The organism is Clostridium sp. (assembly GCF_036660475.1).
In the GTDB taxonomy this organism is placed as follows: domain Bacteria; phylum Bacillota; class Clostridia; order Clostridiales; family Clostridiaceae; genus Clostridium_J.
Genome location: NZ_JAVXAO010000021.1, coordinates 1 through 20,243 on the forward strand (window position 1 = coordinate 1; position 20,243 = coordinate 20,243).

The window sequence follows — 20,243 nt, forward strand, 5'->3', positions numbered from 1 at the left end:
AATTAACTGGTTTTACCTTTTTCTCTGTTTAATTTTCAAAGACCATTTGTTTTTTTCATCAACGTTTCGGTTGACTACTTTTTAAATTTTATCATCATCATTTCATAATGTCAACAACTTTTTCAAAACTTTTTTCAAAACATTCTAGCGTTTTAATTTGTTTATTATAAGCCATCTCATTTACTTACTTTGAAGTTCGCATCACTTAGCGACGAGATTTATAATACCATATATACTAGTATGGTTTGTCCCAAGGTTTTTCATTTAACTAAATTAAATCCATATTCCTCTATTTTCCTTTCTTTTTTTATTAATTTCATATGATGATACACTAGGTAATGTATTCGCCTAATTTAACACATCTACATTTCTATACCCACATTCTCGCCCCTTAAACTTATTTTAAATATTACTTTCTAGTTGAAAATTTCACAAAACACCCCCATTTATAACATTGCTTATACCTACAATAATTAAATTATTTATAAAAGACCTAACCGCAAGGTTAAGTCTTCTACAAACTTTCTATTCGCTATATCTAACCCTATCCACCAATGATTCTTTGTTAAAGTTATTACTTACGAAATAAGTTAAAAGTAACTGCGCTCCGGTTACCGCTATTATTAAAATTATTGTTTGAGATAACGGATAATTATATACTGCATATGATGCCCCAGAATTTTTAAATGCAGCAAACGCTATATATCCAAATACATTCCCTAATGTTAATGTTATAAATAATGTTCCAAGAGTGTAAAACAATCCTTCTATTTGTAGCATCTTTACAAGCTGCTTATTCGAAAGGCCTATTGCTTGTAACATTCCAAGCTCCCTTTTCCTTGTTATTATACTTGTTATCATCGTATTTATAAGGTTCATAAATCCTATAGCCCCAATTATTATCACTAATGAGTACCCTAAAATTTTCATTAAAGCAAGCATATCTTCATACATTTCTATATCCCCACTCAAAGTTGTTAATTCTATAAATGCATTTCCGTCAGCTATAGATTTTAAGTTTTTCTCGATCGAATCTATACTATCTTTATCTACCAGTATATCTACAGCACTTGTAATATCGGTTTTTATCAGTTCATCCATAACATTATTTGGAACTATAAATGCAGAACCCCCCACATAGCACATAGCTTCAACTACAAATTCTTTTTCAAATGTTTTACTTCCATCATATATAGTAAGGTTAATTTTTTCCCCAACCTTAATTCCACTTTCTTCTGCATATGAAGGGTATGTATATATTACACCATCACCATCTTTAAGAGATTCATAATTAATTTCACCTTCTATTAAATTCTCTTCAAGTTTTTTAAGATCCGCTTCTCCAAATCCGCCTAAATCATTTCTTTCTTTTTCACCTGATGGCAACTTATGATCAACCCAACTACTCCCAGAAGTCTTAATCCCTTCAACCCCAGGAATTTTTATAAGCTCTTCTCTAAATTCATTCCCTAATGGGTTATTTTCTTGAATTATATTATAATCTGTTAATAACACTTCATCATCCCCATATGTATAATTGGCTAATGATAATTTAAAATCTCCAAGCATATGTTCTCTAGCCATATGTTCTGCATCCATGCTACTCATGATTGTTGACATCGTTATAAATAATATTCCACTTAATGCAAGAGAAGCTAATGTTATTACTGTTCTCTTTTTATTTCTTGAAAGATTTGCATACGTTAATCTTTTAAGGTTTATATCCACATATCCTTTTCTATCTTTCCTCCTTGAATCTTCTTCACCATTGTATCTCATAGCTTCTACAGGAGATACTTTTGATGCAATCTTCATCGGCTTAATTAATGATGCAAATACAGTTAAATAACTAATCATTAATACCGATACCATTATTGGCAAATTAAATCCACCCACATTATACCCATCCATAAGTAATAACTTCTTAATTACTACATTCCCTATAAAATACCCAATCACTAGTCCTAGCGGAATCGCAATAGATGCAAGAACCATTCCTTCTCTTAAAATAATACCTTTTATCTGTTTTTTAGCAGCTCCAACTGCTCTTAGTTTCCCATACTCTTGTACCTTAGTTATTATTGACACATAAAAAATACTATATATAACTAACACACTAGAAAGTATAACTATAATAACTACCGCTAATCCACCACCTAAAACTGCCGTATCAGGTTTTGTTGCATTTATATAATCTTCATTCAACTTAACTTCATACTCATTTATACCTATATCTTCTGCTATAGATTTAGCCTTAGCTTCAATTTCTTTTCCTGATAACTTATCCTCTCCTGCCACTCTTACATATGCATTAAACTCCATATCCTTTGAAGATTCTTCTTTCGCTAAAAATTCTTCTGATATTATTGCTGCATACCTTTTATTCTCTGCATTCAAGTCTGATGTTTCCATTAATCCAGATACCGTAAACTCTTTAATCTTTAGTTCTTCAGTTAATCTAGATTCATATTCTATTTTAATTTTTTCCCCAACCTTAGCATCTAACCCCAATAATTTTAAATATCCATCTTGAATCGCTATTTCATCTACTTTAGTTGGCATGTTTCCTTCTATAAACTTTATGTTTGACATGACTTTATTATTTTCATCAGTATATGTAAGACTTAAATTATTCTCTTCATACTCTGCATCCCCTACAGTTCTCATTACTCCAAACTGTTCTAAATCTATATTATTTTCCATAACCTTCAAATCATCTACCGTTGTTCTTTTGTATATCGCATGGTATGAACCAGAACGTTCTATTGTAACTTCCATATTCATCTCTGCCCAATTTGCACAAGTTATTCCAACCGATGTTAAAAGAATAGTTGTTAACATTATTGTTATTACTATTAATACGCTTTTGCTTTTATTTGTTTTTAAACTCCCATTAGCTATTTTAGATATAGTTGTCATTATTACACCACCTTACCATCTTCAATTACAATTATTCTATCAGCCATTTGAGCTATAGCTTCATCATGAGTTATCATAACTAATGTTTGACTATATTTTTTGGCCGACATTTTAAGTAACGTAATAACTTCCTCTTCAGTTTTAGAATCCAAATTTCCCGTTGGCTCATCCGCAAGAATCATCGAAGGCTTCGATGCTAAAGCTCTCGCTATTGCAACTCTTTGCTGCTGTCCTCCAGATAACGTGTTAGGTAACATATTCTTTTTATCTTGAAGACCCAAAGTCTTAATTATATCATTAACAAAATCTTCATCTACTTTTGTTCCATCTAATCCTATTGGTAACACAATATTTTCCCATACATTTAAAGATGGAATCAAATTATAATATTGAAATATAAAACCTATATTTCTTCTTCTGAATACCGCAAGGCCTTCATCCTTTAATGAAAATATATCATTCCCATCTATAATAACCTTACCCGATGTTGGTCTATCAAGACCTCCAAGCATATGTAGTAATGTACTTTTCCCAGATCCAGACTTTCCAACTATTGCAGCAAATTCACCTTCTATTATCTTAATACTTGTATTATCTATAGCTTTTACTAAACCTTCACCTTCACCATAGTGCTTATTTAACCCTTGTGTCTCTAACATACTTTTCATTTTAAAATCCTCCTCTATTAATAACTTCTTTTTTCATCTCAACTTATCCACAATTATTTATAACCCATCTATCGTTATCCACATTGGATTCACATCGTGTTTACACTAAGTTCTTTCGAAATCCAACATACTGACTACAATATTTATAATACATTATCAACCTTACATCTCTCTTTCAAAAATACTTACAGTTTTGTAAGACTCATAACACCTAATATTCATTATAAAAAAAAACACTTACAAACTAAACACATTTTTACATGGTTACTCTGTAAGCATTATTCTATAAGCAATTATTTTAATTTTACAAACTCATAATTTAAAAAGTCATTTTAATTCTTATAAGAAAATTTGTGAAATATACCCACCCCCTAATTTACCTTATTCACATTTTTAGTTTTAACATATTATTGTTTCCTCAAGAGAATAGTAAACTCACTGCCAATTCCAAATGTTGATTTTACCATAACACTTCCACCTTGTTCCTCTAATATTTTCCTTGTTAAATAAAGACCTACTCCAGATCCTTCTACAGATTTTATATCTTTTGTCTTTCCTCTATAAAATCTTTTAAATATATCATTAAACTCTACTTTATTAATTCCAACACCATTATCTTTAATTGATATTCTTATATAATTCACAGTATCCGATACATTTATTTTAATATTTCCACCTACATTCGTATATTTAACTCCATTTTCTAACACATTAAAAATAGCTTCTTCTGTCCATTTTGAATCATGAGGAACTAATTGATCCTCAAATTCATCTAACTCTATTTCGATTTCCTTATCTAAAGCCTTCATGTAAACTCCATTAATCGCACTAGTCAAAGTATTTTTCACACTACAACTTACCGGCTTAATTTTTATCATATTGGCTTCTAACCTTGAGATATTAACTAAAGAATCTATAAGACATTCCAGTTTTCCTATACTAACCCTACTACTATCCAGAAATTCTTTTCTTTCTATATCATCCAATTCTTCTTCTAGCAATAAAGAATTACACATCTTCAACGATGATAATGGTGTCTTAAGCTGATGAGATATATCCGTAACTAGCGCCTGCGAGTTTTCTTTTTCATCCATTAATTTATCATGTCTTAATGCTATCGAATTTCCAACTTGTTTTAACTGGTTTGAAACTCTCGATACTACACCCTTGTCCAAATCATATTTATCTCCCCTGTAATCACCTTTAATAAAATTATCCAAAGCACCAGATACACGGTTGAAGTATAAAATAACTTTTCTAAAGACCATGAATAGTAAAATTATGTTTAATATCAGAATTAAAACCACTATCCAAATATTCATCTCTACTAGCCCTGTTCTATAATCTAAAAACGTATTATCATTAAGCATCTCAACTTCAATGTCATATCCATACTTTTTCAATATATCGGCGCCTAACTTCTGTGTATCTTTTTGTTGTACCTCAAATATAGATTTAACTATCTCTGCTTCCTTTTCCGGATATTCTTTTGCTACAGTTCCAACTACCCGTTGGAATGTTTCTATCTGCTTTTTATGTATTGTATTTAGCTGCCTCATTTGAAACGCAATAAATGCTCCATATACGGAAATCATAATTATTGTTATGCATATAATTGTTCTCTTTATTAATGGCTCGTCTTTTATATACCTAATCACTATCTAACACACTCCACACTCCATATATATCCTACACCTCTTACATTCCTTATATATTTAGGACTTGAAGGAACTTCCTCTATCTTTTCTCTAAGTCTCCTTATATTAACTGCTACAGTATTTTCATCAACAAAATTACCATCTATATCCCAAAGCGCTTCAAGTAATTGCCCTTTACTTAAAATTTGTTTTGGATTACTCATTAACTGCTTTAGTAATTTTAACTCATTTTTACTTAGCGCAACTTCTTGTCCTCTTTTTAAAACCCTCATTTCATCTGGAATAAATGTTATTTCATTCGATGAAATACTTTCTGAAGAAGATCTGTTTTCAATTCTTCTCATAAAAGCATTAACTTTAGAAATTAATACCATTAAACTAAATGGTTTAGTTATATAATCATCCGCACCCAAATCATAGCCTGTAACTATATCAATTTCTTGATCTAATGCAGTTAAAAAAATTATGAATACATCACTCTTCTTTCTAACTTTCTCACAAAAATCAAAACCATTTCCATCTTCAAGACCAACATCACTAATTATTAAATCCACCTTATTATTATTAAGCCTATCTAATGCACCCTTAACACTAACTTCTGATAACACGTTATAACCTTCTTTTTTAAGTTTAAAACTTATTCCCCGATTTAAACTCTGATCATCTTCTAATAATAAAATTGTCTTCATTTGTTTGTCCCCCTAAAATTTAATCAATAACTAGTTTACCATAATATATCCTCCCCATAAATATACTTACCCTAAGTCCATCCATAAATGATGGTATAAAAAAAGTTGGATTTATTCTTTCATAAATCCAACTTTTATATTTATTTTGAATTAATTATTTCTTTAAATTTATCTCCTCTTACAGAAAAGTTTTCAAACATATCAAAACTTGTACAAGCCGGTGCTAGAGTTACTATATCTCCATCTTTTGATATCTCTACAGCCTTATCAACTGCTTCCTCCAAAGAGTCAACCATATGAACATCAACTTCAATCCCCTTGTTATTCTTTAATGAATCGAAAGCTTCTTTTATTTGAAACTTAGCTTCTCCAAGTAAAATTAAGGACTTAATATACGGATAACCTTCATATGCTAATGAATCAAATGGAACTTTTTTATCACGTCCACCTGCAATTAATATCACTGGCTTTTCAAAAGATTTCAAACTTGCTAATGTTCTAGTTGGACTTGAAGCTATAGAATTATTGTAGTATTCTACACCTTTATATTTTCTAACAAACTCATTTCTATGCTCTACACCTTTAAATGTAGTAGCTATCTTCTTCATAACTTCAACTTTAACATCATCTACAGTAACTGCAAATGCCGCTAGTAAATTTTCTATATTATACATACCCTTAAGCAACACTTCACTTTTATCACATACCTTTTGGCCATTAACAAACAATCCGCCATCTTTAAAATATGCCCCAGCTTCTACAACCTTATTTATACTGAAGGTATACAATTTTCCCTTCTCTTCTCCTATAATCCCTTTTGTAACATCGTTATCTGCATTTAATACTAATAAGTCATTTCCTTGTTGATATTTATATATATTTTTCTTAGCATCAATATACTCCTCTAAATCTTTATGCATATCTAGATGATTTGGAGATAAATTAGTTATAAGTGCAACATCTGTAGATGTATCTATAGTCATCAACTGAAAACTTGATAATTCAAGTACAACTTTGTCACTCGATAATATTTCTTCTATTCTTGTAAATAGTGGAGTTCCTATATTTCCCCCTACCCATGTTTTAAACCCTGCTTCATTTAAAATATTATACACAAGTGATGTAGTAGTAGTCTTTCCATCACTTCCTGTTATTCCATATATCTTAGCAGGACAATATCTTATGAACTCTTCCATTTCAGAAGTTACATAAGCCCCCTCTTCTTTTGCCATTGTAAGTTCTTTACCATCAATTCTCATAGATGGAGTTTTAAAAACAACTTCAAATCCACGTAACTTCGATAAATAGTTTTCTCCCAATTCAAACTTAATTCCTTTTGGCTCATATTCTCCAACTACATCCTTAAGTTGATCTTCACTTTTTCTATCGAAAGCAGTTACCTTAGCCCCTAAATTCATAAGGAACTCTATTAAAGGTATATTACTTACCCCTATTCCTACAACTGCTACTTTTTTTCCCTTAATAAAAGTTTTAAATTCATTAAAATCTCTTTTCATTTTTTTCCTCCAGCATCGCTACCCTTTAGCTTACTTATTAAATTATATTACTAATTATATCACTAGATTAAACTTTTAAAAACTCTAACTATCATTATGTATATGTATAAACAACATTAAAAATCTCCAAATTTTTCACTTTTAATATGATTAATCCTATATGTTAGATATTTTTAAAAATTAAATTCAATTTAATTCAGTTTTTTATCAAAAAACTATTGATATGAATAATTCTCTATGCTATAATATGTTTGTGCCGTAAGTAAAGGTGCTAAAACTTTTCCCCAAAGGTTTAGCATTGCACATAACATATCCCCATGATTAAACCCTATTTTTTACCGGATGCAAATCCGGTTATTTTTTTACCCTTTTTTAGGTACATAAGTGCAATATTAAACTAACCGCCTTTTGAATATTCATTTGTAACCCAAGTATTTATCCACCCATAGCTAATACATATACCATACCACTACAATATTAATATCCTACACATACTATCCAACATGCAACGACTCTAATTCACCTTAATATTTTTCCCAATATAAACATATTAAATCAAACATAATACAATAATATATGTTTGATTTAATATATACCTATAAATTTAAAAGGATATGAACTTAGAGAACTTACCCTAACTTCATATCCTTTTATTAATTTTTATAATCCTTATTCATACTTACTACAACTTTAACCTATATACCTAAATTAAAACTCCATCTTTTCTTCAATATAAGCTACTAATTCAGTTATAGGCATTCTTATTTGCTCCATTGTATCTCTATCTCTAACTGTAACTGCATTGTCCTCTAAAGTATCAAAGTCTATAGTTATGCAAAACGGAGTTCCTATTTCATCTTCTCTTCTATATCTCTTTCCGATACTTCCAGTTTCATCATAATCAACATTAAACTTCTTAGCTAAAACTCCATAAACATCAAGAGCTTTTTCACTTAATTTTTTACTAAGTGGTAGAACTGCAGCTTTGAATGGTGCCAATGCTGGATGAAGGTGCATAACAGTTCTTACATCTCCACCTTCAAGTTCTTCCTCAGCATATGCCTCACATAAGAATGCTAAAGCAACTCTATCAGCTCCTAATGATGGTTCTATGCAATAAGGAACATATTTTTCATTAGTAGTTGGATCTAAATATGATAAATCTTGACCTGAATGCTCCATGTGTCTCTTTAAGTCATAGTCTGTTCTATCTGCTATTCCCCAAAGTTCACCCCATCCAAATGGGAATAAGAATTCTATATCACAAGTCGCATTACTATAGAAAGATAATTCTTCCTGCTCATGATCTCTAAATCTTAAGTTGGTTTCCTTCATCCCTAAGTTGAATAAGAAATTTTTACAATACTCTTTCCAATATCCAAACCACTCTAAATCCGTACCTGGTTTACAGAAAAATTCAAGTTCCATTTGTTCAAACTCTCTAGTTCTGAATGTGAAGTTACCTGGAGTAATTTCATTTCTAAACGATTTACCTATTTGAGCTATTCCAAACGGTACTTTTTTTCTAGATGTTCTTTGTGCATTTTTAAAGTTTACAAATATACCCTGAGCTGTTTCTGGTCTTAAATAGATATCATTTTTATTATCCTCTGTTATACCTTGAGATGTTTTAAACATAAGGTTGAACTTTCTTATATCTGTATAGTTCATTTTGCCACATTTAGGACAAACCACATTGTTTTTTTCTATATATTCTTTGTATTCTTCATTAGTCCATCCATCAGCTATTGCTACTTCTACACCTTCAGCAGTCATGTGATCTTCAACTAATTTATCTGCTCTAAACCTAGCTTTACATTCCTTGCAGTCCATAAGGGGATCAGAAAATCCTCCTACGTGTCCAGTTGCAACCCAAACTTCAGGATTCATTAATATTGCACAGTCTAGACCTATATTATAAGGACTCTCTTGGACAAACTTTTTCCACCAAGCCTTTTTAACATTATTTTTAAATTCAACTCCAAGCGGACCATAATCCCATGAATTTGCAAGTCCTCCATAAATTTCAGATCCTGAGAATATAAATCCTCTATTCTTACATAGTGCTACCATTTTATCCATAGTTAATTCATTAGCCATATTCATTACCTCCATTAATTGTTATCGTATTGTCAATTTACATTAATAATTTAAAATATAAAAAAACTCTAACCAACTAAGGGACGAAATTAATTCCGCGGTTCCACCCTTATTAGCTAAAGCTCATCTTTAAAAATCCATTAACTCCAAAGTTCCATTCATAATACAAATTCAATGATTTTCACCAACCATCACCTCTCTACAAAATCTCTATTACTACTCTTCTTTATCATAGTTATTATTCAATTTTAATACTGTTTCATAATTATTAGTATTCTTCTACATAGTTTAATTTATTCCATGCCTACCTAATTAACTAATAACACTATATTCAAAGTTGATTTAAGTTGCCATTATAATTTTATACAGTTATTAATATAATAAAATAAGCCGACCCAAAAGCCCGCCCCAAAATCATACCACTTATAAAAAAATGGCTCCGCGAAGAGGATTCGAACCTCCAACCTATCGGTTAACAGCCGAGTGCTCCACCGTTGAGCTATCGCGGAATATTTCTTACTATAAATTAATTATATCACTTCTATTGTGAAAATCAAGTAATATTTCATAAAAAAATAAAAATAATCCATAGATTTTTCAATAACTATTATTAGCTATTTTGTACTAGAATTATTTAAAATAAATAATTCTAGTACCCATCAATCTATGGATCACAATTAAAAAAATTTATATAATTATATTAATAGCTGGCTTCATCCCACCTATTGTAATGGCTTCATTGTTGGGAATAATATAACATCTCTAATTGATACTGCATTAGTCAAGAACATTACTATTCTATCAATACCAATTCCAAGTCCACCTGTTGGTGGCATTCCAACTTCTAAAGCACTCATGAATTCTTCATCAATTAGATAAGCCTCATCATCTCCAAGCTCTCTTTCGTTTGCTTGTTGCTCAAATCTTTGTCTTTGAACGATTGGATCATTAAGCTCTGAATATGCATTACATACTTCTCTACCATATACAAATCCTTCAAATCTCTCAGTAAAGGCTTCATCACCACGTTTCTTCTTTGTTAATGGTGATATTTCTACCGGATAATCACATAGGAATGTTGGTTGAATTAAGTGCGCCTCAGCAAATTCTTCAAATAATGCATTTAATATATCTGCTTTAGTACAATCCTTTAATTCTTTTATAAACTCCAAATGCTTTTCTTTTGCAATTACTCTTGCTTCTTCATCAGTAGTAATTTTAGTAAAATCTACTCCTGCATATTCTTTTACAGCATCAACCATAGTAATTCTTCTCCATGGTGGTGTAAAGTCTATTTCAGTTCCTTGGTAATCTACTTTTGTAGTCCCATGAACTTTTTCGCAAGCATAAGCAACTAAGTCTTCTGTTATTCTCATCATATCATTATAATCTGCATAAGCCTCATATAACTCTATCATTGTAAATTCAGGGTTATGTCTAACACTCATTCCTTCATTTCTGAAGTTTTTACCCATGTCGTATACCTTTTCTAAGCCACCAACTATACATCTTTTAAGATATAACTCTGTAGCTATTCTTAGGTACATATCAATATCTAATGTATTGTGGTGTGTCATAAATGGTCTTGCAGCAGCTCCTCCGGCTATAGGTGATAAAATCGGTGTTTCTACTTCTAAATAACCTCTATTATCTAAGAATTCTCTTACTGCTTTTATAATTTGTATTCTATTTATGAAAGTATCTCTTACATCTTTATTCATTACAAGATCTACTTCTCTTTGTCTATATTTCAAATCTGGATTCTTAAGTCCATGCCATTTTTCTGGAAGTGGTTTTAAAGATTTAGCAATCAGAATAACACTTGTAGCTCTAACTGAAATTTCCCCAGTTTTAGTCATAAAAGGAGTTCCTTTAACCTCTAAAAAGTCACCTATATCAAAAGTTTTTGCATCCTTAAATTGCTCTTCGCCAATGGCATCCAATCTTGCATACACTTGCATCTTTCCTGATCTATCATGGATATCACAGAACCCTGCTTTTCCTTGTATTCTTTTAGACATAAGTCTTCCTGCAATTGTAACAGATTTCTCTGTTAGTTCTTCATATTGCTCTCTAACCTCTTGTGCATTGTGAGTTCTTTCAACTTTATATACATCAAATGGATCTTTTCCCGCTGCTTGAAGATCAGCAAGTTTCTGCCTTCTAATAGTTACTTGTTCATTATATTCAGCTTCTTGTGCTATTATATTTTCAACATCAACAGCAACCTCTTGTAAGTTTTCGTTATTAACTTCTGTAGACATAACTCATCCTCCTCTTATCTTCTAATCTCTAGTACCTCATACTTATTAACTCCATCTGGAGTTGATACTTCTATAACATCCCCAGTTTTTTTGCCCATAAGCCCATTTCCTACTGGTGACTCATCTGATATCTTATTATTATAAGGATCTACTTCGGCAGAACCAACAATATAAAATTCAAGTTCTTCATCAAACTCATAATCCTTTACTCTAACTATCGTTCCGATACTAACTGTGTCATTAGGTATTTCACTTTCATCAACCGCTGAAGCATTTCTTAACATATTTTCAAGTTGAATTATTCTACCTTCAACAAATGCTTGTTCATTCTTTGCTTCATCATATTCTGAATTCTCACTTAAGTCCCCATATCCTAAAGCAACTTTTATCTTTTCTGTTATTTCTTTTCTTTTAACAGTTTTTAAATATTCTAATTCATCCTCAAGTTTTTTTATTCCTTCGTAAGTCATTACGTATTTTTTAGTTTCGCTCATATATTTCTCCCCTTTTATTATAATAAACTTTTTATATAAATGTTTATGTATCTTATTCTTCTTTAATAATCTTTGATTAATTATAAATCAGCTGTACCCCCTTGTCAATAAATGCATATTTTTATTTAAAATACTATTTTATATATTCGTCTTTATAGTACTCTAATAATGTATTCATTTCATCATAGGTTGTTGCCAAATTAACCTTATTTTTAATATCTGTACAATTTTTTAGTCCCTTTATATACCAGGCTATATGTTTTCTCATTTCCCTTACAGCCTTATTCTCGCCAAAATATTTAACTGCTTTATCCAAATGTAGTATACACATATTAATTTTATCTAAATAATCTGGTTTTACTATCTCATCACCGTCCATGCCTTGCTTTATTTCATTAAATATCCAAGGATTACCCATTGCACCTCTAGCAATCATTACACCATCACAATTCGTAATACTTTTCATATTTATAGCATCTTCAGCTTCAAATATATCTCCATTCCCTAAAACTGGAATAGAAACTGCAGCCTTTACTTGCCTTATTATATCCCAATCTGCTTTACCTTCATACATTTGTTCTTTAGTTCTTCCATGAATAGTTATTGCATCTACTCCAGCAGCCTCCATGCACTTCGCAAACTCAACTGCATTTATATTATTAGAATCAAATCCTTTTCTAAACTTAACTGTAATTGGTTTTGATGATACTTTTTTCATTTCTCTAATAATTTCACTAGCTAATTCAGGAGTCTTCATAAGGGCAGAACCTTCTCCATTCTTAGTTATTTTCGGAACAGGACACCCCATGTTTACATCTATAATGCATACACCATCAATACTATCTATAACTTCACATGCATGAGCCATTATCTTAGGATCATTTCCAAATATCTGAAGTGCAACCGGTTTTTCTTCATCACTTATCCTCATAAGCGTTTCAGTGTTCTTGCTGTTATAAAATAATCCTTTAGCACTAACCATTTCTGTATATACAAGACCACAACCCATCTCTTTACATATGCCTCTATATGCTATATCTGTAACTCCTGCCATTGGTGCTAAAAATACAGGATTCTTAAATTCTAAGTTTGCAATCTTCATTTTATCACCTATTCTTTATTCTTTTCATATATCATTCTAAGCCCTTCTAATGTTAGAAATGGTTCGACTTTATCTATCATCGTAGAATCTTGAGCTATTAGGTTCGCCAGTCCACCGGTTGCTACAACCATAGGATTACCCTCGCCTAGTGCTTTCATTTCCTCTTTTATTTTTTTAATTATAAAATCAACTTGACCTATATATCCATATACTATACCAGCCTGCATACTAGCTACAGTGTTTTTACATATTACTGTATCTGGTTTTACAAGCTCTACCCTTGGTAGTTTTGCAGCTTTTTGGAATAGTGCATCTGAAGAGATCTTTATTCCTGGACATATAGTTCCCCCGATATAATCTCCACCTTTTCCAACTGCACAAAATGTAGTTGCTGTTCCAAAATCTATAATTACTAAAGAAGTCTTATACATTTCATATGCTGCCACCGCATTCACAATTCTATCCGCTCCAACTTCTTTTGGATTGTCATACTTTATATTTATGCCAGTTTTTATTCCTGGTCCCACTATTAATGGCTTTTTATTGAAAAATTTCCTTACCATATGTTCTAGAGAATACATTATATTTGGAACTACTGAGGATATAATTACTCCCGATATATCATTAACATCTAATTTGTTATAAGTAAATAGCTGCGCTACTTCTATCATATATTCATCTGAAGTCTTTTTATAATCCGTAGATAGTCTCCATTCCACAATTAAAGTTTTCTCCTTATAAATACCTAATACAATATTGGTATTTCCTACATCTAATACAAATATCATAATCTAATCACCCCTATAAAATTAAAAGCAGCTTTTGAGCTGCTTTTAAAAAATGTTCTTCATTATTATAACACATTTTAACTATATTAACTTAAGATATTTTATATCTGTTAATATTTTGTATAATATTTATATTATCTATGTAATTCAACCTCACTAGTTGCTTTCTTATCTATTATGTAAGATTACTAGTATTAATTATATACATTTCATCTTTAAAAACTTCATATAATTCTTTCTTTAAAGTACCTTCCCTTGTACTATTAATCAAAGCTAAATATTGTTTTCTTAAATTTTCTTCTTTTTTAATTAAGTATTTTCCTCTTAGTATATTTTTCCCATTCTTGTTTTGAAACATTTTTCCTTACCTCCCTATAAGTTTTTTTAATACCTCGATATGATTATTATGTCTTACAATGGAGTCTTTAGCCAGGCTGTTTATTTCTTGAATAGGTACATTTGCCAAATAATTCTCATAACTTTTTATAATTTCATTTTCTTTGTCAATTAGTGAATTAATCATCAATGCATTTTTCATACTAACCGCCTCCTTTTTTTTATTATTATCAAATAAAAAAAGGTATATACCTCTTTTTCGAAAGTACATACCTTTTTAAAAGTTTATTCATATTTGATTATATTATAACCTTAAATAAGGTTAATAGTATCCCTGCTGCAATAGCACTTCCTATAACTCCTGATACATTAGCTCCCATAGCATGCATAAGTAAGAAGTTCGAAGAATCTTCCTTACTCCCAACAGTCTGTGAAACTCTAGCTGCCATAGGTACCGCAGATACACCTGCTGATCCAATAAGTGGATTGATTTTCCCCTTAGTGATTTTACACATAAGTTTCCCTACAATTATTCCAGCTGCAGTCGCCACAGCAAACGCAGCCATGCCGATTACTATTATTTTTATTGTATTCAGATTTATAAAAGCTTCTGCTGTTGCAGTCGCTCCAACTGAAAGTCCAAGGAATATAGTAACTATATTTATTAATGCATTCTGGGCTGTGTCTGAAAGTCTTCCAACTACTCCAGACTCCTTAAATAAGTTACCAAGCATCAACATTCCAACTAATGGAAGAAGTGATGGTAAGAACAATGTAACTAATATAGCAACAACTATAGGAAAAATTATTTTCTCTATTTGTTTAACTTGTCTTAGTTGTCCCATTTTAATTCTACGCTCTTCTTTGGTTGTAAGTGCTTTCATAATTGGAGGTTGAATAAGTGGTACAAGTGCCATATAAGAATACGCCGCCACTGATATTGGTCCAAGCAAATGTGGCGCTAATTGATTAGTTAAAAATATCGCTGTAGGACCATCTGCGCCTCCAATAATTCCTATAGATGCTGCTTCTTGTGGCGTAAATCCAACAAGAATAGCAACTGTAAATGCAAAGAATATACCAAATTGTGCTCCTGCTCCCATAAGAACACTTGACGGATTAGCAAGTAGTGGTCCGAAATCCGTCATAGCGCCAACTCCAAGGAATATCAGTGGCGGGAATATCTCCCATTTCACACCTCTTGATAAATAGTAAAGCAATCCTCCACTCTTCATTACCTCTCCGGTTTCTGATAAAATTGGAGCACTCATTATTTCTCCTAAAGGTATATTGGTCATTAACATACCGAATGCAATAGGCAATAATAAAAGCGGTTCAAATTTCTTGACTATTGCAAGCCACATGAAAAATAAAGATACTCCTATCATTATAACTTGAGGACCCGTTATTGCCGCAAACCCAGAGGCTGCAAACAAGTCTTTAATTACTTCAAATACGTTCATTTATGTTTTCCTCCTAAGTTACATATTAACTCTGTATTATGCAATAACCCCTAATACATCGCCAGTATTAACAGCAGTTCCTTGTGATACATTTACATCTGCTACCGTTCCATCTGTTGGTGCCATAATTTCATTTTCCATCTTCATTGCTTCAAGTACAAATAACACATCACCTTGCTTAACTGTTGCACCCTTAGTTGCAATAACTTTAACAATCGTTCCTGGCATTGGTGATTCTATTTTAGCTCCAGCTATATTCGCTGATGCAACTGGCGCTGCTACCGGTGCCGCTACTGGCGCTGCTACCGGCGTTGCAACTGGTGCCGCTGTTGGTGCCACTACTGGTGCTGCAACTTGTACTACTGGTGCTGCAAATTCACCTTTAACTTCATCCACCTCAACTTGATATAAATTCCCATTAACTGTAACATTGTATTTTTTCATATAAAATATCCTCCCTACGCTGACTTCTATTTATTTATAGAAGCATTTCTCCAATTTGAATTATTATTGTTAACTCTTTTTATACTATTAATATTTAGTTGTCCTGCTGATTTTCCTGTATGAGCAGATAGTGCTGCCATTATAGCTGCTACCAATTCGCAATCTGCATTTAGATCGATTACCTGCGCTCCTTGAGCAACCTCAGTTAGAACTGCATCTCTATCTTTTCCTACTGGCTTAGCAGTTGATTTCTTTTTGTTTCCAATTCCATTGATTATACCACTTTGAAACTTAATTATAAGCATAAGTATTACTAGCATTCCAAATACTATTATCATGGCTGTAGCAGATGTACCTATTGCAAATCCTAATTTTTCTCCCATAGTTCCTTCCATGTTCAAACTCCCCCTAAACTAATGTACTGCCATGTGATTTAGGATATTTTACTTCTCTTTTACTTTGTAACATATCTAAGATAGCAAATATTCTTTGTTTGCTTTCACTTGGTTTTATTATATCATCTACCATTCCATTATTTGCTACAGTATATGGGTTTGTTACTTCCTCATAGTACTTAGCCACTAAATCTTTTTCCCCTTGTCTATGATCACCAGAATTAAATATTTCATCTTTATATAATCCTTTAATATAGCTTTCAGGTGTCGTTAAACACACTTTTGCAGTTGGCCATGCCAAAGTCACATCAAATGCAGACTCTTTTGAAGCTAATACTTCATATCCAAGTCCATAAGCTTCTCCTATTACTAAAGATACTTTTGGAACTGTTGTATCAATTAATGAATACATAAGCTTTCCAATATTTTTAGCAAGCCCATTATTTTCTTCTTCTACGGATACAACTGCACCCTTAGTATCAACTAAAGTTAATATAGATATATTAAAGCTATCACATAATCTCACAAAGCTTGATACCTTATTTGCTCCAGCGTTATCTATTTCTTTACTTTTAGAATTCAGTATAACCCCTACTGTTAATCCATTAATTTTCACTAATGCAGTTCTAAAGTTTTTAGCAAAATCTTTATATATTTCTATAATACTGTCCTCATCAGCTATTGAATTTAAAACTTCATCTAATGAAATATTACCACTTTCAACCATCTTATCCAGATTGTCTTTAGCTATATTTAAATTATAATCTTCTTCACTTAGTACCGGTAACTCTAGGTTATTTGATGGTATGTAAGAAATCACTTTCTTTACAACTTCAAAAGCTTCTTCTTCTGTAGCCGCATATATATGTGCATTGCCATTTCTATTTGAACTTTTTCCATCGCCTAACATAGTTTTATCCACATATTTTTCTTCTTTTGTTATAAGATTTCCTAGTGAAGATACACTTAGGTCACTTATTTCGTTTACTGCTACAGTTATATCACTCATTGTTGCAAGCAACGACATTAATCCATTACTTGGTCCACATACAACTGAAATTCTCGGAACAACTCCACTTAACTTACCATATTTATTTAATACTAATCCGTAAGCTCCAAGAAGTTCTACACCTTCATTTAGTTTCCCCCCAATAGAATCTATAACTTGAATTATAGGCGCGCCAATTTTCGCAGCACTTTCAAGAATATTTACTATCTTTCTCCCCATTGTCTTTGTGAACGCTCCACCATCTAAAGTATAATCATGACTATAAACAAAAACTAATCGTCCATTCATAGTTCCATGACCAGTAATTACACCTGCACCATTACCTGAAATCATAGCACCTACTTCTACAAAAGATCCTTCATCTAATAATGAAAGAACTCGTTCTCTCGTTGTAAGCTTATTCAAATTATGCTGCATTTTGATTTTTTCGTCTCCACCACATAAATGTGCTGTATCTTTAATTGAATCAAATACTTCGAGTTTGTTCATTTTACCGCCTCCTGACCTATTACCCTTTAATCTATTTAATATTACCATACCCTACATCATTTGTATATCTATTTGCAAGTTTAAATTCATTTTTCTGTGAATTTCTAACACTCATAATTTTATGGCTTCGTTTTGACTTTTTGTACAGCTTTAATAACTCTTTAATTATATAAATTTATATCATGACTAAAAACTTGCAATAAAATAGACCTACATATGTAGATCTATTTTTATCATTAAAATAATCCTTCTATTGTTCCATTTTCATCAATGTCTATTTTATTTGCCGCTGGTACCTTAGGTAATCCCGGCATCGTCATTATGGCTCCTGTTAAAGCCACAATAAACCCTGCTCCATTCGATAATTTCACTTCTTTAACAGATATATTAAATCCTGTTGGTCTCCCTAAAAGTATTGGATTATCTGAAAGTGAATTTTGTGTCTTCGCAACACATATTGGCACCTTATGAAGTCCTAGTTTTTCAATTTCAGCCATTTGCTTCTTTGCACCTGCCGTAAAATCTACATCATCAGCCCCATATATTTCTTTTGCTATAATCTTAATTTTTTCTGCAATCGCTAATTTTTCATCATATAAAACAGTGAAATTGCTTGGTTTTTCTTCAATAGTTTTCATAACCTTACTTGCTAAATCTTTTCCACCTTCAGCACCTTTTTCCCAAACCTCAGTCAACGAAACTTCTACACCTTTAGCTTCACAGAATGACTCTATAAATCTAACTTCCTCATCACTATCTGAAACAAATTTATTTATTGCAACAACTACAGGTACATTGTACTTTTGTAAATTTTCTATTTGTTTCTCTAAATTAACTATTCCCTTTGATAACGCTTCTACATTAGGAATATTTAGCCCTTCTTTTTTTACTCCACCGTGATGCTTAAGTGCACGAATAGTTGCAACTATAACTACACAACTTGGTTTTAACTCTCCATATCTACATTTTATATCAAAAAACTTTTCCGCACCTAGGTCAGCTCCAAACCCAGCTTCTGTAATTGTATAGTCTCCAAGTTTAAGTGCCATCCTTGTTGCAAGTATACTATTGCATCCATGTGCAATATTTGCGAATGGCCCTCCATGTATTATTGCTGGTGTATTATCTAAAGTCTGAACTAAATTTGGCTTTATAGCATCCTTCATAAGCATTGCCATTGCACCCTGAACTTCTAAATCTCTACAATATACAGGATCACCATCTAAGTTATAAGCCACTAAAATTTTACCAAATCGCTCTTTTAAATCCATTAAATCTTTTGATAGACACAATATTGCCATGATTTCAGATGCAACAGTAATTGTAAATCCATCTTCCCTTAAAAATCCGTTTGGTTTTCCACCCATGCCTACTACTATATTTCTTAGTGCTCTATCGTTCATATCTAGAACCCTTTTAAATGTTATTCTTCTAGAGTCTATTCTTAATTCATTACCTTGATGTATATGATTATCTATCGCTGCTGAAAGCAAGTTGTTTGTGGTTGTTATTGCATGCATATCACCAGTGAAATGTAAATTTATATCTTCCATTGGTACAACCTGAGAATATCCTCCTCCTGCTGCTCCACCTTTCACTCCAAATACTGGACCTAATGAAGGTTCCCTTAACGCTATAATAGCATTTTTGCCTAAACTGCAAAGCGCTTGTCCAAGTCCTATTGTTACCGTTGATTTACCTTCACCTGCTGGTGTAGGATTAATAGCAGTAACTAATATAAGCTTGCCATCTTCAACATCCTTATTCCTACTAAGGATATCTAAGGATAGTTTAGCCTTATATTTACCATAAAACTCTAAATCATCCTCTTTCAACCCCATGGTTCTTCCAACTTCTAAAATTGGTAGCATTTTTGCACTTTGAGCAATTTCAATATCACTTTTCATA

17 protein-coding genes and 1 tRNA gene are annotated in these 20,243 nt (G+C 31.8%); all 18 read right to left on the reverse strand.

The annotated features are described in order from the left end of the window. Nucleotides 1-525: 525 nt before the first annotated feature. A complete protein-coding gene (locus RSA29_RS17910) occupies nucleotides 526-2,919 on the reverse strand; it encodes an FtsX-like permease family protein (RefSeq protein WP_346944216.1) in 2,394 nt (797 codons plus the stop codon). Nucleotides 2,920-2,921: 2 nt separating this feature from the next. Beyond that, entirely contained in the window at nucleotides 2,922-3,587 is a 666-nt protein-coding gene (locus RSA29_RS17915; RefSeq protein ID WP_346944217.1) for an ABC transporter ATP-binding protein, read from the reverse strand. 407 nt (nucleotides 3,588-3,994) lie between these two features. Then, on the reverse strand, nucleotides 3,995-5,245 hold the full coding sequence (locus tag RSA29_RS17920) for a HAMP domain-containing sensor histidine kinase (protein ID WP_346944218.1): 1,251 nt from the start codon (nucleotides 5,243-5,245) through the stop codon (nucleotides 3,995-3,997). Next, complete coding sequence (locus tag RSA29_RS17925; protein ID WP_346944219.1) at nucleotides 5,245-5,934, reverse strand: response regulator transcription factor; 690 nt, start codon at nucleotides 5,932-5,934, stop codon at nucleotides 5,245-5,247. The genes RSA29_RS17920 and RSA29_RS17925 overlap by 1 nt, the downstream gene beginning before the upstream one ends. A gap of 140 nt (nucleotides 5,935-6,074) precedes the next feature. Further along, nucleotides 6,075-7,451 carry a UDP-N-acetylmuramoyl-L-alanine--D-glutamate ligase gene (gene murD, locus RSA29_RS17930; RefSeq protein ID WP_346944220.1) on the reverse strand — a complete coding sequence of 459 codons (1,377 nt, stop codon included), beginning with the start codon at nucleotides 7,449-7,451 and terminating at the stop codon, nucleotides 6,075-6,077. Nucleotides 7,452-8,159: 708 nt separating this feature from the next. Continuing rightward, nucleotides 8,160-9,551: a glycine--tRNA ligase gene (locus RSA29_RS17935; RefSeq protein WP_346944221.1), complete on the reverse strand. Its 1,392-nt coding sequence runs from the start codon at nucleotides 9,549-9,551 to the stop codon at nucleotides 8,160-8,162. Between the two features lie 434 nt (nucleotides 9,552-9,985). Next, nucleotides 9,986-10,060 (reverse strand) — tRNA-Asn (locus RSA29_RS17940). 213 nt (nucleotides 10,061-10,273) lie between these two features. Next, nucleotides 10,274-11,815: a lysine--tRNA ligase gene (gene lysS, locus RSA29_RS17945; protein ID WP_346944222.1), complete on the reverse strand. Its 1,542-nt coding sequence runs from the start codon at nucleotides 11,813-11,815 to the stop codon at nucleotides 10,274-10,276. A gap of 14 nt (nucleotides 11,816-11,829) precedes the next feature. Beyond that, on the reverse strand, nucleotides 11,830-12,309 hold the full coding sequence (gene greA / locus RSA29_RS17950) for a transcription elongation factor GreA (RefSeq protein ID WP_346934451.1): 480 nt from the start codon (nucleotides 12,307-12,309) through the stop codon (nucleotides 11,830-11,832). A gap of 133 nt (nucleotides 12,310-12,442) precedes the next feature. Continuing rightward, nucleotides 12,443-13,411: a tRNA dihydrouridine synthase DusB gene (gene dusB / locus RSA29_RS17955; RefSeq protein ID WP_346944223.1), complete on the reverse strand. Its 969-nt coding sequence runs from the start codon at nucleotides 13,409-13,411 to the stop codon at nucleotides 12,443-12,445. Nucleotides 13,412-13,419: 8 nt separating this feature from the next. Beyond that, the gene (locus RSA29_RS17960; protein ID WP_346944224.1) at nucleotides 13,420-14,199 is read right to left on the reverse strand and encodes a type III pantothenate kinase; all 780 of its coding nucleotides are present in this window, start codon (nucleotides 14,197-14,199) and stop codon (nucleotides 13,420-13,422) included. A 175-nt stretch (nucleotides 14,200-14,374) separates the two neighbouring features. Continuing rightward, complete coding sequence (locus RSA29_RS17965) at nucleotides 14,375-14,557, reverse strand: hypothetical protein (RefSeq protein ID WP_346934448.1); 183 nt, start codon at nucleotides 14,555-14,557, stop codon at nucleotides 14,375-14,377. Between the two features lie 6 nt (nucleotides 14,558-14,563). Next, nucleotides 14,564-14,737 carry a hypothetical protein gene (locus RSA29_RS17970; RefSeq protein WP_346934447.1) on the reverse strand — a complete coding sequence of 58 codons (174 nt, stop codon included), beginning with the start codon at nucleotides 14,735-14,737 and terminating at the stop codon, nucleotides 14,564-14,566. A gap of 97 nt (nucleotides 14,738-14,834) precedes the next feature. Beyond that, nucleotides 14,835-15,998: a sodium ion-translocating decarboxylase subunit beta gene (locus RSA29_RS17975; protein WP_346944225.1), complete on the reverse strand. Its 1,164-nt coding sequence runs from the start codon at nucleotides 15,996-15,998 to the stop codon at nucleotides 14,835-14,837. 36 nt (nucleotides 15,999-16,034) lie between these two features. After that, complete coding sequence (locus RSA29_RS17980) at nucleotides 16,035-16,442, reverse strand: biotin/lipoyl-containing protein (protein ID WP_346944226.1); 408 nt, start codon at nucleotides 16,440-16,442, stop codon at nucleotides 16,035-16,037. 26 nt (nucleotides 16,443-16,468) lie between these two features. Beyond that, nucleotides 16,469-16,837, reverse strand: coding sequence for an OadG family protein (locus tag RSA29_RS17985; protein ID WP_346934444.1), 369 nt, complete (start codon nucleotides 16,835-16,837; stop codon nucleotides 16,469-16,471). 13 nt (nucleotides 16,838-16,850) lie between these two features. After that, nucleotides 16,851-18,335, reverse strand: coding sequence for a carboxyl transferase domain-containing protein (locus tag RSA29_RS17990; RefSeq protein WP_346944227.1), 1,485 nt, complete (start codon nucleotides 18,333-18,335; stop codon nucleotides 16,851-16,853). A gap of 236 nt (nucleotides 18,336-18,571) precedes the next feature. Continuing rightward, on the reverse strand, nucleotides 18,572-20,242 hold the full coding sequence (locus tag RSA29_RS17995) for a formate--tetrahydrofolate ligase (RefSeq protein ID WP_346944228.1): 1,671 nt from the start codon (nucleotides 20,240-20,242) through the stop codon (nucleotides 18,572-18,574). Between the last annotated feature and the right edge of the window lies 1 nt (nucleotide 20,243).

What these genes read in the sequence shown, in the direction of transcription:
- RSA29_RS17910 (WP_346944216.1), bottom strand. Translation starts at nt 2,919, where the DNA reads ATGACAACTATATCTAAAATAGCTAATGGGAGTTTAAAAACAAATAAA.
- RSA29_RS17915 (WP_346944217.1), bottom strand. Translation starts at nt 3,587, where the DNA reads ATGAAAAGTATGTTAGAGACACAAGGGTTAAATAAGCACTATGGTGAA.
- RSA29_RS17925 (WP_346944219.1), bottom strand. Translation starts at nt 5,934, where the DNA reads ATGAAGACAATTTTATTATTAGAAGATGATCAGAGTTTAAATCGGGGA.
- murD (WP_346944220.1), bottom strand. Translation starts at nt 7,451, where the DNA reads ATGAAAAGAGATTTTAATGAATTTAAAACTTTTATTAAGGGAAAAAAA.
- RSA29_RS17935 (WP_346944221.1), bottom strand. Translation starts at nt 9,551, where the DNA reads ATGGCTAATGAATTAACTATGGATAAAATGGTAGCACTATGTAAGAAT.
- lysS (WP_346944222.1), bottom strand. Translation starts at nt 11,815, where the DNA reads ATGTCTACAGAAGTTAATAACGAAAACTTACAAGAGGTTGCTGTTGAT.
- greA (WP_346934451.1), bottom strand. Translation starts at nt 12,309, where the DNA reads ATGAGCGAAACTAAAAAATACGTAATGACTTACGAAGGAATAAAAAAA.
- dusB (WP_346944223.1), bottom strand. Translation starts at nt 13,411, where the DNA reads ATGAAGATTGCAAACTTAGAATTTAAGAATCCTGTATTTTTAGCACCA.
- RSA29_RS17960 (WP_346944224.1), bottom strand. Translation starts at nt 14,199, where the DNA reads ATGATATTTGTATTAGATGTAGGAAATACCAATATTGTATTAGGTATT.
- RSA29_RS17965 (WP_346934448.1), bottom strand. Translation starts at nt 14,557, where the DNA reads ATGTTTCAAAACAAGAATGGGAAAAATATACTAAGAGGAAAATACTTA.
- RSA29_RS17970 (WP_346934447.1), bottom strand. Translation starts at nt 14,737, where the DNA reads ATGAAAAATGCATTGATGATTAATTCACTAATTGACAAAGAAAATGAA.
- RSA29_RS17975 (WP_346944225.1), bottom strand. Translation starts at nt 15,998, where the DNA reads ATGAACGTATTTGAAGTAATTAAAGACTTGTTTGCAGCCTCTGGGTTT.
- RSA29_RS17980 (WP_346944226.1), bottom strand. Translation starts at nt 16,442, where the DNA reads ATGAAAAAATACAATGTTACAGTTAATGGGAATTTATATCAAGTTGAG.
- RSA29_RS17985 (WP_346934444.1), bottom strand. Translation starts at nt 16,837, where the DNA reads ATGGAAGGAACTATGGGAGAAAAATTAGGATTTGCAATAGGTACATCT.
- RSA29_RS17990 (WP_346944227.1), bottom strand. Translation starts at nt 18,335, where the DNA reads ATGAACAAACTCGAAGTATTTGATTCAATTAAAGATACAGCACATTTA.
- RSA29_RS17995 (WP_346944228.1), bottom strand. Translation starts at nt 20,242, where the DNA reads ATGAAAAGTGATATTGAAATTGCTCAAAGTGCAAAAATGCTACCAATT.